Source organism: Mesorhizobium temperatum, assembly GCF_002284575.1.
In the GTDB taxonomy this organism is placed as follows: Bacteria; Pseudomonadota; Alphaproteobacteria; order Rhizobiales; family Rhizobiaceae; genus Mesorhizobium; species Mesorhizobium temperatum.
Genome location: NZ_NPKJ01000015.1, coordinates 149,583 through 161,817 on the forward strand (window position 1 = coordinate 149,583; position 12,235 = coordinate 161,817).

A 12,235-nucleotide genomic window follows, 5' to 3' on the forward strand; every position below is an offset into this window, starting at 1 on the left:
ATCCCCGGGGATGAACGGGTCCTGGCAGCGCGATTGCCTACCATCGCACGGCAGACGCATTCGGCTTTCGCGGAAAACCGACGTCAGCTGGACGCCTGCACGACAGTGCTGGCGCTATCTTCATGTTGACCGTGATCGTTTCCGAACCGAAGGTTCGGGATCATGGTCTAGGCGATCAGCACGCGCGGCTCGAAGCGGCCGTTGACCGGAATATCGAGCAGAAACGTCATGCCGGCTTGCGGATCCAGCAGGCGCTGTTTCTCATCCTTGCCCGACCAGGCAGAGGTGACCGCCAGCCGGTCGGCATCCCTGCCGACAAAGGCCGGGCAGGAGGGTTGCGTCACCGGCATCGCGACCGAACGGATGAGCTTGCCGTCAGGCCCGTAGGCTTCGATGACGCTGCCGCCCCAGCAGGCGTTCCACAGGACACCGTCGCGATCGAGCACCGAACCGTCGATATAGCCCTTGGCCTTGCGGTGATCGACGAAGATCTTCGGTTCGCCGACCGGCAGGCCGGTCGCTGGATCGCAGGCGACGCGCATCAACAGGCCGGTGCTGGTATCGGTGTAACAGGCGATCGTTCCATCTTCGGAAAAGCAGATCGAGTTCGACACCGTGATGTCGGAATAAAGCCGGCGCAACTCTCCCTTGAAGAACCAGTAGATCGAGCCGGCGGCCTTTTCCTCACCCTTGCCCATCGTGCCGACCCAGAATGCGCCGCAGGGGTGGACGCGCGAATCGTTCGAGCGCGTCGTCGGGTTGTCGGCCTCGATCGCCGTATGCAGCGTCATCTTGCCGGTCGCCACGTCGCGGACATGCAGGCCGGTTTCGGTGGCGATCAGCTGTCTTTTGTCATCAATGACGGCTATCGCGCTGGCCATCTGGCCAAGCTCGTGGATTTTCACCGCACCGCCGGAAAGGGGCTTTTCCAGAAGCTGACCGTTGACGATGTCGAACCAGTAAAGCGTATCGGTGACGGGGTCATAACTCGGCCCTTCGCCGAGCTGGCAGACATGGTCGGAAAAAACCGAAACGATGGCTTCGCTCATCGCGCCGCTCCAAACGCCGCATCCCAGGCCGCGACTGCGGCCTGCGCCCGCGTTGCTACCTCATCGGCGCTCATGCCTGGCTTGAACAGGCTGGAGCCGAGGCCGAAGACGCTGACGCCGGCCGCCTTGTAGCCGGCAAAGTCCTTTTCCGAAACGCCGCCGACCGCACCGACCAGCGTCTCAGCCGGCAAAACGGCGCGCATCGCCGCGATGCCGGCCGCGCCGAGCACGCTCGCCGGGAAGAATTTCAGCGCCGAGGCGCCGAGCCGGATGGCCTGGAAGGCCTCAGTCGGCGTGAACACACCGGGCATCGTCACCATGCCGTAATGCATCGCCCGGCCCATGACATCGGCATCGATGTTGGGGCTGACCAGCAGCCGCCCGCCGGCGTTGTGCAATCCGTCGACATCGGCCGCGGTCAGCACAGTCCCGGCGCCGACCAGTGCCGTCGCCGGCAGCGCGTCAACAATCCTCGCGATCGAGATAAACGGGTCCGGCGAATTGAGCGGCACTTCGATCGCTTCGATGCCGGCCTCGAAGATCGCCCGGCAAATGGCCACCGCCTCGTCCGGCTTTAGGCCGCGCAGGATGGCGACAAGCCCGCGCCCGAGCTTCGGAAACGGTGCGGTCTCGGTCATGCGGCAACTCCGCTTCCAGCAATCATGCCATTTTCGCGCGCCGCCTCGATCAGGCCGGCGCGCACCGCCTCGTCGGCATCGACGGTCCGAACCGCGAGTCCAGCAAGGCCGAGCGCCTCAGTGTAGAGCGCGCCGAGCGCGCCGGAGGCAATCAGCACGACGGACTCCGTGCCTTTCCGGTAACGGCGGCTGGCCGACGCGATCTCGCCGCCGATCAGCAGGCCGGACAGGCAAGCAGCGGCATCGTCGGGTTTCAGGTCCTGCAGCAGGCCCGCGGCGCGGATCGAGAACAGTCTCGAGGTGACATCGCCGCCCTCGGCCAGCGCTTGCTCGCACCAGCGCTGAAAAAACGGATTGCCTGATGCAACCGGCTGTGGCTGCTCGCCAAGCGAATGGCGCAGGATCGAATGCGCCGCCAGCACCGAAAACAGCTCCCCGGTCGGCCAGGTGCCAAAACCGGCAACGGCGCCGTCCTCGACCAAAACCCATTTCGAATGAGTGCCGGGCATGCAGACGAGATGGCGGCCCTTTGCCGGCAAACCAGCGCCGGCAAGCTGCGTTTCCTCGCCGCGCATGACGTCCGGCGCGTCGGCCTGGCGCTGGGCCAGGCCCGGCACGATCCGGATGTCGCGGCGCTGGCCGGGGACGCGCGCAGCACCGGCAAGGATGGCACCGATCGGCGCCGGCACGGTGACATAGGGCGCCTCCAGCCAGCCCTGGCGCGATCCGGCCATGCCGCAGATGATGACGGGCATCGCTTCCGGCGCGCCCATCGCCGCCAGATGTCCTTCGAGGATGGTCGAAAACCCGGCGGCTTGCGCGGTGATCAGCCCGTCGTCGCCGCGACGCTCGGCAAGGATTTTTCCGGCCTCATCGACCAGCCAGACCCTGAGACGGGTCGTGCCCCAGTCGACAGCGGCCACAGAAGGCACGTTGCTCGCTGAGTTCACAGGAAGCCCCCATCGACGATCAGCATCTGCGCGGTCAGCATCCGCGAAGCATCCGACGCCAGGAACAGCACCGTGCCGACAATGTCTTCCGGCTGCATCACCTGTTTGATGCATTGCTTGGCAATATGGGCGGCGAGCGCCTGTTCGCTAACCCAGAGCTCCTTCTGCCGCTCGGTGATCACCCAGCCGGGTGCGATCGCATTGACGCGAATGCCGTCGACGCCGAGCTTGCCGGCAAGCCCCTTGGTCAGGCCGACGATCCCGGCCTTGGCCGCGGTATAGGCCGGCATGTCGGGGTGGTTGATCAGAAACGACGTCGACGTGAAGTTGATGATTGAGCCGCCGCCGGCGCGCTTCATGCCTGGCGCCACCGCCTGTGCGGTGAAGAAATGCGGACGCAGATTGACCGCCTGGTTGTTGTCCCAGAACTCCACGGTGACATCCTCCACCGCGTGGCGATCGTCAACTGCTGCATTGTTGACCAGCACCGTAACATCGCCATGCGCTTCGGCCGCCCTGGCGGCTGAAGCCCGCAGCGCTTCGATATCGCGTATGTCTGTCTTGAGATAGAGGGGCCGCCGGCCGAGATCCTTCTCGATGCGATCGGCCAGCGCCAGGCTCGGGCCGTCGGCGATGTCGATGAAGGCGACCTTTGCCCCCTGGCGGGCAAAACCCTCGGTCAGCGCCGCGCCGATGCCGGAACCGCCGCCGGTAATCAGCACCGAAGCACCTTCAAGGTCGGCAAAGCGCGCCGATGGCATCATCTTTTTCTCCCTGCGCATGACCCCGAAAATCGGTTTCGATTTTCGGAAAGGATCATGCGCAAAATCAAAGTGCTACAGCGTCCTTTCCGCGTCCAAAAGGACGCGCGGCTCAGTCGGCGCGCATCCTAGCCAGCCCGGTCGGGGGAGCAAGGGAGAAAAACCGATTCCCGAGGCTATGTCAGACAAAAAGGCGATCACGCCCCACTACGCGTCCTCGCAGCGGCGGCCAACTCCACGAAGGCATCGAGCGCACGCACAGCCTCGCTTTGTCTGCAACTGACCGACAGACGTCCAGCTTGCAGCAGGCAATCCTCAAAATCTCGCGATTGGCAGATGACCGGCGAGGTTGTAAGGGCAAGCACAGCTGCCCATCCGATCCGCCGGAGATCCGCCATGCCTCTGAAAATCGCCGTCCAGATGGACCACATCTCCACCGTCTCGATTGCCGGCGACACGTCTTTCGCGCTTTCGCTGGAAGCGCAGCGGCGCGGCCACCAGCTGTTCCATTATACGCCCGACCGCCTGTTGCTGCGCGGCGGAAAGGTGTTTGCCCGCATCGAGGCAATGCAGGTCCGCGATGAGAAGGGCAATCACTATTCGCTCGGCGAAGAAGTCCGCACCGACCTGTCGGAGATGGACGTCATCCTGCTCAGGCAGGATCCGCCGTTCGACATGAACTACATCACCACGACGCATATCCTCGAGCGTATCCGTCCCAAGACGCTGGTGGTCAACGACCCGGCCTGGGTGCGCAACAGCCCGGAAAAGATCTTCGTCACCGAATTTCCGGACCTGATGCCGGAAACGCTGATCACCAAGGACCCGCTGGAGGTTGCCGCCTTCCGCAAGGAGTTCGGCGACATCATCGTCAAGCCGCTCTACGGCAATGGCGGCGCCGGCATCTTCCACCTGCACGAGGCCGACCGCAACCTTGCCTCGCTGCTCGAGATGTTCGGGCAGTTGTTCCGCGAGCCTTACATCGTGCAGCGCTATCTCAAGGAGGTGCGCGCCGGCGACAAGCGCATCATCCTGATCGACGGTGAGCCGGTCGGCGCCATCAACCGGGTGCCGGCCGAGACTGATTCACGCTCCAACATGCATGTCGGCGGCCGCGCCGAAAAAACCGAATTGACGGAGCGCGAACGCGAGATCTGCGCCCGCATCGGCCCGTCGCTGAAGGAGCGCGGCTTTATCCTCGTCGGCATCGACGTGATCGGCGACTACATGACCGAGATCAACGTGACGTCGCCGACTGGCGTGCGCGAGGTGCAGCGTTTTGGTGGCGCCGATATCGCCAGCCTGTTCTGGGATGCGGTCGAGGGCAAACGCAAGTAGCGCCCATGCTTGGCGGAACAGCGGTTTTCCGACCCGTAGCCGACGCAACGCCATCAGAGCGTAGCGTTCAATTGTTCCCGTAATGTTCTTGCCTTCGCCCGAAATCTGTGGTTGTTTCCGGTGACGCCGTTCGCGGCATGATCGCATGGGCTTCGGGCGAGCCCATATCCGGGGGACGAAAAATGGTTGCGCGGGTCCGCACGGTCGCTTTCCAGGGCATCGAGGCCGTACCGGTCGACGTGCAGGTGATGATCGCGCCGGGCAAGGTCAACATGCACATCGTCGGCCTCGGCGACAAGGCGGTGGCCGAAAGCCGCGAGCGGGTGCAGGCGGCCCTGCACGCGTCGGGCCTGTCGATGCCGTCGAAGAAGGTCACGGTCAATCTGGCGCCGGCTGACCTGCCCAAGGAAGGCAGCCATTACGATTTGCCGATCGCGCTCGGCCTGATGGCGGCATTGGGGGCGATTCCGGGCGACATGCTGGCCGGCTATGTCGTGCTTGGCGAGCTGTCGCTCGACGGCACCATCGCCGCTGTCGCCGGCGCGCTGCCGGCGGCGATCGGCGCCAATGCCGAAGGCAAGGGCCTGATCTGCCCTTTCGCCTGCGGCCCGGAAGCGGCGTGGGCCGGCAAGGATTTCGACATTCTGGCGCCACGCAGCCTGATCGCCATCGCCAATCATTTTCGCGGCACGCAGGTCCTGTCGCGGCCGGAAGCCGGCATCCATGCCTCGGCGCGCGACCTGCCGGATCTCGCCGACATCAAGGGCCAGGAGACCGCCAAGCGGGCACTGGAAGTGGCGGCGGCCGGCGGCCACAATCTGCTGATGGTCGGACCGCCAGGATCCGGCAAATCGATGCTGGCGCAGCGGCTGCCGTCGATCCTGCCGCCACTGGCACCGAGGGAATTGCTCGAAGTCTCGATGATCGCCTCGGTGGCAGGCGAACTCGGCGAAGGAAAACTGACCGACCGGCGGCCGTTCCGCGCGCCGCACCATTCAGCCTCGATGGCGGCGATGGTCGGCGGCGGCCTGCGCGTGCGGCCGGGCGAGGCCTCGCTTGCCCATCACGGCGTGCTGTTCCTTGACGAGTTTCCCGAATTCTCGCCGCAGGCGCTCGATGCGCTGCGCCAGCCGCTGGAGACCGGCGACTGCATGATTGCCCGCGCCAATCATCGCGTCACCTATCCGGCGCGCATCCAGCTGGTCGCGGCGATGAACCCGTGCCGCTGCGGCATGGCCGGCGAGCCCGGCTATCGCTGCCTGCGCGGCGACCGTTGCCGCACCGACTACCAGGCGCGCATTTCCGGCCCGCTGCTCGACCGCATCGATCTCCGGATCGAAGTGCCGGCGGTCTCGGCCAGCGATCTGATCCGGCCGGACCGGGCGGAGAAAAGCGCCGCGGTGGCATTGCGCGTGGCACGCGCCCGGACGATCCAGCGCGAGCGTTTCGAACGGCTCGGCGCGACGTCCGCCACCACCAACGCGCATTGCTCGCCCGCCGTCATTGAAGAGATCGCCATGCCGGATGCATCAGGCCTGTCGCTGCTCCGGGATGCCAGCGAAAAGCTCGGCTTTTCCGCACGGGCCTATCATCGGGTGCTGAAAGTGGCGCGAACGCTGGCCGATCTCGAGGCGAGCGAGACGGTCAGCCGTATCCATCTGGCGGAAGCGATTTCCTATCGCATGAGTTCGGAGCGGATGGCGCAGGCGGCATAGAGTGCAACGTTCGGGTGCCGGAAAGCTTGACCTCGGAGCCCCATCGCCGGCGGCCATAGGTCGCCGAAGAGACACGGGCCTGATCTGCCCCCTTCGCTACGCAGCCTTGTCGCTATCGCCAATCATTTCCACGGCAGCTATTTAACCGGGATCATGAGATGTGCGTAGGGAGTGCCCGCCCACATCACAAATGGCCTGGACGTGTCAGGCTTGGGGTCCGCCGGATAGCCTTGCATCATATCCGTTGCGTTGACGATCATCACGTGCGGTCCAGTCTCGATCCAATTGTTGCCGGGCTCGGGCTTTGTCGCATAAGGATCGGTGTTGCTGCCGTCAGTGCCGCCGGACAGCATGTACATGAAGCCGACCTTGCCCTTGGGCGGTTCCTTTTTTCCCATCCACGCCTTCGCCCACTCCATCGAGTTGGCATCGCCACACATTGGATCCGGGCCAGGTGTGGCCGGGTTGTCGGGCATGCACCAGAAGCCGTTTGTGCCCTCGCGCAATGTGCGCATTGCACCCTTCTCATCCATAGCGTGGATCGTAGCGCTGCTTGCTACAGCAGGGGGTGCGGCGGATTCAGCGCTCTTGATCATCGCAGCGTCATCGGCGGCTGCGCCTTGCATCGCAAACAAACTGCCCGCCGCCAAAAGCGCAGCGACCGTCAGAAGCCGTTTCATGGCCGTTCTCCGGTTTTTTTGAGTTGATCTTGTGCATGATGTCGGACGCACGGCCTCCCAGAGCCGTTTGTCGGTGGTCAAAATTCTAGCAGATGGCATGCACCGGGACAACGCCATTTTAGCGATGTCTAATATCCGTCGGGTGATTCAGACCGGGCATCTCAAACGCGCGGCATCGGACGATTTTCTATTTCGCGCGTCGTATGGTGAGACTGCGCCTTGGCAACGGCGGCTTGCTATCCAGCCCGCTCCTTCGCCTTCAGCTCCAGCCGGCGCGCGTGCAGGACCGGCTCGGTGTAGCCGTTGGGCTGGACGCGACCCTTGAAGACGAGGTCGCAAGCAGCGAGGAAGGCGATCGACTTGTCGAAGTCGGGCGCCATCGGCCGGTAGAGCGGATCGCCTGCGTTCTGGCGGTCGACGACGCCAGCCATGCGCTTCATCGTCTCCATCACCTGGTCTGAGGTGCAGACGCCATGATGCAGCCAGTTGGCGATATGCTGCGAGGAGATGCGCAGCGTGGCGCGGTCCTCCATCAGGCCGATGTCATTGATGTCGGGCACTTTCGAGCAGCCGACGCCCTGGTCGATCCAACGAACGACATAGCCCAGAATGCCTTGCGCGTTGTTGTCGAGCTCCTTCTGGATTTCCTCCTGAGACCAGTTCGGCCGCACCGCTACCGGCACCGATAATATGTCGTCGAGCTTGGCCTTCGGCCGGCTCTTCAGCGCCACTTGGACGGCATGGACGTCGACCTTGTGATAGTGGGTGGTGTGCAGCGTCGCCGCCGTCGGCGACGGCACCCAGGCGGTGTTGGCGCCGGCCTTGGGGTGAGCGATTTTCTCGGCCAACATTGCCGCCATCAGATCGGGCATCGCCCACATGCCCTTGCCGATCTGGGCATGGCCGGCCAGCCCGCATTCCAGCCCGGTGTCGACGTTCCAGGCTTCGTAGGCGGCAATCCAGGCGGCCTGCTTCATGTCGCCCTTGCGAATCATCGGGCCGGCTTCCATCGAGGTGTGTATCTCGTCGCCGGTGCGGTCGAGAAAACCGGTGTTGATGAAGACGACGCGGTCTTTGGCGGCGCGGATCGCCTCCTTGAGGTTGACGGTGGTGCGCCGCTCCTCGTCCATGATGCCCATTTTGATGGTGTTTTTCGTCATGCCGAGCAGCGCCTCGACCCGGTCGAAGATCTCGACGGCGAAGGCGACTTCCTCCGGTCCGTGCATCTTGGGTTTCACGACGTACATCGAGCCGGCGCGGGAATTGGCGCGGCGGCCGTTCGGGCCGACATCGTGCAGCGCGATCAGCGCCGTCATCGCCGCATCCATGATGCCTTCCGGCACCTCGTTGCCGTCGCGGTCCGTTATCGCCGGATTGGTCATGAGGTGACCGACGTTCCTGACCAGCATCAGCGAGCGGCCGGGCAGCGTCAGCGCGCCGCCATCAGGCGCGGTATACGACCGGTCGGGATTGAGTTTTCGCGTAAACGTCTTGCCACCTTTGGTGATCTCCTCGGCAAGGTCGCCTTTCATCAGGCCGAGCCAGTTGCGGTAGACCACGACCTTGTCCTGCGCATCGACCGCGGCGACTGAATCCTCGCAATCCTGGATGGTGGTCAGCGCCGATTCCAAGATAACATCGGCGATGCCGGCCGGATCGGTCTTGCCGATCTGGTTGCTGCGGTCGATGACGATCTCGATGTGCAGGCCATTCCTGGTGAGTAGGACGGCCTCGGGGTTGGCGGCATCACCACGATAGCCGGCAAACTGTTTTGGGTCGGCAAGCGTGGTGGCGCCGGCGCCCTCGCCCAGCCGCAACATGCCGTTGGCAACCGAAAGCCCGTTCACCCCAGCCCATTTGCCCGAGGTGACCGGCACCGACTCGTCGAGAAAATCCTTCGCCCAGGCAATGACCTTGGCGCCGCGCACGGGATTGAACCTCCCGCCCTTCTCGGCGCCGTCCGTCTCGGGAATGGCGTCGGTGCCATAGAGCGCGTCATAGAGCGAGCCCCAGCGCGCATTGGCGGCATTCAGCGCATAGCGCGCATTCATCACCGGCACCACCAATTGCGGCCCGGCAACCACCGAGATCTCCGGGTCGACATTTTCGGTCGCGACGGAGAAGGCCGGCCCTTCCGGCACGAGATAGCCGATCTCCCTCAGGAACGCCTTGTAGGCTTCCATGTCGCCGGGCGCGCCATTGTCGCGATACCAGCGGTCGAGCTTGTCCTGCATGGCGTCGCGCTTTTCCAGTAGCGCCCGGTTCTTCGGCGAAAGGTCGTGAACGATGGCCGAAAAGCCGGTCCAGAACGCGTCGGCTGCAATGCCGGTGCCCCGCAGCGCCTCGTTCACGACGAAATCATAAAGCTCGCGGGCAATCCGCAATCCGGCGATTTCGACGCGATCGGTCATCAGGGTGTCTCCAAGGCTTTGGCGGTAGCCGGCACCGGGCGTTTGACATGCCATGGTTGCAGGGTCAATTCCGCTTAAGGTGAACGTAGGGCATTTTCGCCGCCGGCCAAAGCTGCCAATCTCCCCACTTCGTGGGAGATGCCGGCGGGCCTGGGTTCCTCGCCCCGTAAAGCGGGGGAGAGGTGGCCGCGAAGCGGACGGAGGGGGGGCATTCGTAAGGCGCAGTCCCCCTCTCCGTCTCGGCTTCGCCGAGCCACCTCTCCCCCACTTCGTGGGGCGAGGAACCCAAGCTGGAATGATGCCGCGATCGACAGCCCCCTCTGTCCTGCCGGACATCTCCCCCACAAGGGGGGAGATTGGCTAAATCACACCGCAATCCTTGGCCTGCCGGACGCCACCGCCACCACATGCGCCTCGATGAACATGCGCTGGCCTTCGACGGTCGAGACGCGGAACTCGCTGGCGACCTCGATCTCGGCGCTGTCGGTGCCGGCGTCCTTTGCCCGCCCGGCGGCGATTGTCCGCACATCGATTTCCGCCGCCGCGATCGCCGCCGCCTCGTCTAAAAAATCGCGCACGGTTTCGCCCGAGGCAACGCGAAACAGCCCTTCCTTGGGCTGGCTGACCCGCGCTTCCGCCGAAACCCTGACCTGACCGACGACGGCGCCGAGCGCATTGGCGACGTCGGTATCCTCGGGGACCACGCAGCCGTTGCCGACCAGCGGTGGCAGCCCGCCATAATGCAGCGGCGCCGATGCGCCGAGGCCGATGACCGGCCGGTCGAGTGCAACGCTGAGGCGGGCGATGCCGGGGTGCGCGTCGACAGCGCGCTGGACCAGCGCGTGCGCCACGGTCGCCGCGCCGTCGAGCCCGTCCTCGGCAAAGGCGGTTTCGAGGATGACTTCCGCCGACAGGCGGGTCAGCGCGGTCAGCACCCGTTCCGAGATCGCCTCCGGCGAGGCGGCGATCGCCTGCCCGCGGCCGTCGCGCTTGCGGGCGAACAGCTCCGCACCCAGACGGGCGGCGACCGCATCCCAATTCGCCTGCTTGCCCAGCACATGGGCGGCATCCGACGGCGTGAAGCCGGCGACATGCACCAGCCCGCGCGACACCAGCCGGTTCAAGGTGGCGTTCTGGGCGTTCGAGGTCAAAAGCCGGTCGACGGCGAGCGGGGTCGCGCCGATCATCTCATAGAGCTTGGCCTCGGCGCCGGTCAGACCAGCGGCGAGCCGCTCCGGCACGCCGGTCCTGACCGCCAGGCGGCCATCCATGCGGCCGGGATTGGGCGCCCGCAGCTGACGTTCGAGCTCCGATGTGACAGCCTCGCCATGCATCATGCCGGCCAGCGCCAGCGGCACCAGGCGGCGCGGCCCAAGCAGGATTTTTGGGTTGAGCGCGCCGTCCTCCAACGCCACTTCGGAATCGCCGCCGAGCCCAAAGGTGCGCATGGCGACGGCCTCGACCATGGTGCGGAAGCCCCCAACGGTAGCGCCTTCCGGATCGAGCCTGGGACGGCCCTTGTCGAGCACGGCGACGTCGGTGGTGGTGCCGCCGATGTCGGAGACGACAGCATCGTCGAGACCGGTCATGTGGCGGGCACCGACCAGGCTGGCGGCCGGGCCGGACAGGATCGTCTCGATCGGCCGCTGCCGGGCAAAGGCGGCCGAGACCAAGGCGCCGTCGCCGCGCACCACCATCAGCGGTGCGGCGATGCCGCGCGCGGCGAGAAAGCCCTCGGTCGCCGCCACCAGCCGGTCGATCATCGAGATCAGCCGGGCGTTGAGCAGCGTCGTCAGCGCCCGGCGCGGGCCACCGAGCTTGGCCGAAAGCTCGTGGCTGGCGGTGACCGGCAGGCCTGTTATGTCGCGGATCAGGTTCCGGGCGCTTAGCTCATGCGCCGGATTGCGGGTGGCGAAATAGGCGCAGACGGCAAAGCCCGACACCGAGGCGCCCAGTTCCGGCAGCGCCGCTTCCAGCCCGGACAGGTCGAGCGTGGCGGCATTGCCGTGGACATCGTGGCCGCCGGGGCAGAACACGACCGGGTCGGTGCCTAGTGCCGCCTTCAGACCGTCGCGGGCAAGATCGCCCTCGGAAAAACCGATCATCACCAGCGCGACGCGGCCGCCCTGGCCCTCGACCAGCGCGTTGGTGGCAAGCGTCGTCGACATCGACACCAGTTTTATCGCTGCAGGGTCGGTGCCGGCTTTTTGCAGCACCGCATCGACCGCGCCCGATATGCCGACCGCCAAATCGTGGCGGGTGGTCAGCGCCTTGGCCTTGGCCAGCACTTTGCCGCTTGGCCCGCCGGCTTCCGACCACAGCACGGCGTCGGTATAGGTGCCGCCGGTGTCTATGCCGAGGAACAGGGGGGAGGATTTAGTCTTGGCGGTCATATTCTGGCAGCGGTCCGGCGAATTTCGTCCCCGCCCCTTAGCCGATACGGAACGACGGATAAAGCCGCGAGCGCTGGGCCAAGCGCCTAATCTCCCTCCTTGAGGGGGAGATGTCGCCGAGGGGGGCGCTTCGCGTCGAGCGCCAAGCTCTTATAGGGCGAAAGAAGAAGTCGGCGCTTGATGCGCAGCTACCCCCCTCTGTCGCCTTCGGCGACATCTCCCCCTCGAGGCAGGGCTATCGCATTTGAGTCATGAGCTGGAAGAGATAAGCATCGTTCCAGCCTGCACGCATCATTTTGC

9 protein-coding genes are annotated in these 12,235 nt (G+C 65.1%); 2 read left to right on the forward strand and 7 right to left on the reverse strand.

The annotated features are described in order from the left end of the window. Positions 1-167 precede the first annotated feature (167 nt). Genes CIT26_RS03680 through CIT26_RS03695 form a run of 4 tightly spaced genes read right to left on the reverse strand, consistent with a single transcriptional unit; the run spans position 168 to position 3,401 of the window. A complete protein-coding gene (locus CIT26_RS03680) occupies positions 168-1,049 on the reverse strand; it encodes an SMP-30/gluconolactonase/LRE family protein (RefSeq protein ID WP_095491291.1) in 882 nt (293 codons plus the stop codon). Continuing rightward, complete coding sequence (locus CIT26_RS03685; RefSeq protein ID WP_095491292.1) at positions 1,046-1,687, reverse strand: 2-dehydro-3-deoxy-6-phosphogalactonate aldolase; 642 nt, start codon at positions 1,685-1,687, stop codon at positions 1,046-1,048. Before CIT26_RS03685 ends, CIT26_RS03680 begins: the two co-directional genes overlap by 4 nt. Then, the gene (locus CIT26_RS03690) at positions 1,684-2,637 is read right to left on the reverse strand and encodes a 2-dehydro-3-deoxygalactonokinase (protein ID WP_095491293.1); all 954 of its coding nucleotides are present in this window, start codon (positions 2,635-2,637) and stop codon (positions 1,684-1,686) included. Before CIT26_RS03690 ends, CIT26_RS03685 begins: the two co-directional genes overlap by 4 nt. Further along, entirely contained in the window at positions 2,634-3,401 is a 768-nt protein-coding gene (locus CIT26_RS03695) for an SDR family NAD(P)-dependent oxidoreductase (protein ID WP_095491294.1), read from the reverse strand. Before CIT26_RS03695 ends, CIT26_RS03690 begins: the two co-directional genes overlap by 4 nt. 393 nt (positions 3,402-3,794) lie before the next feature. Between CIT26_RS03695 and gshB the strand changes: the two genes are divergently transcribed. Further along, on the forward strand, positions 3,795-4,736 hold the full coding sequence (gene gshB / locus CIT26_RS03700) for a glutathione synthase (protein WP_095491295.1): 942 nt from the start codon (positions 3,795-3,797) through the stop codon (positions 4,734-4,736). Positions 4,737-4,918: 182 nt separating this feature from the next. Then, positions 4,919-6,451: a YifB family Mg chelatase-like AAA ATPase gene (locus CIT26_RS03705; protein ID WP_095491296.1), complete on the forward strand. Its 1,533-nt coding sequence runs from the start codon at positions 4,919-4,921 to the stop codon at positions 6,449-6,451. Between the two features lie 137 nt (positions 6,452-6,588). Here the strand turns inward: CIT26_RS03705 and CIT26_RS03710 are convergent, their stop codons facing one another. The 3 genes from CIT26_RS03710 to CIT26_RS03720 form a co-directional block, all read right to left on the reverse strand. After that, complete coding sequence (locus CIT26_RS03710) at positions 6,589-7,131, reverse strand: hypothetical protein (RefSeq protein ID WP_095491297.1); 543 nt, start codon at positions 7,129-7,131, stop codon at positions 6,589-6,591. A 236-nt stretch (positions 7,132-7,367) separates the two neighbouring features. Next, entirely contained in the window at positions 7,368-9,542 is a 2,175-nt protein-coding gene (locus tag CIT26_RS03715; RefSeq protein WP_095491298.1) for a malate synthase G, read from the reverse strand. Between the two features lie 365 nt (positions 9,543-9,907). Then, positions 9,908-11,935 carry a hydantoinase/oxoprolinase family protein gene (locus CIT26_RS03720; protein WP_095491299.1) on the reverse strand — a complete coding sequence of 676 codons (2,028 nt, stop codon included), beginning with the start codon at positions 11,933-11,935 and terminating at the stop codon, positions 9,908-9,910. Positions 11,936-12,235: the final 300 nt, after the last annotated feature.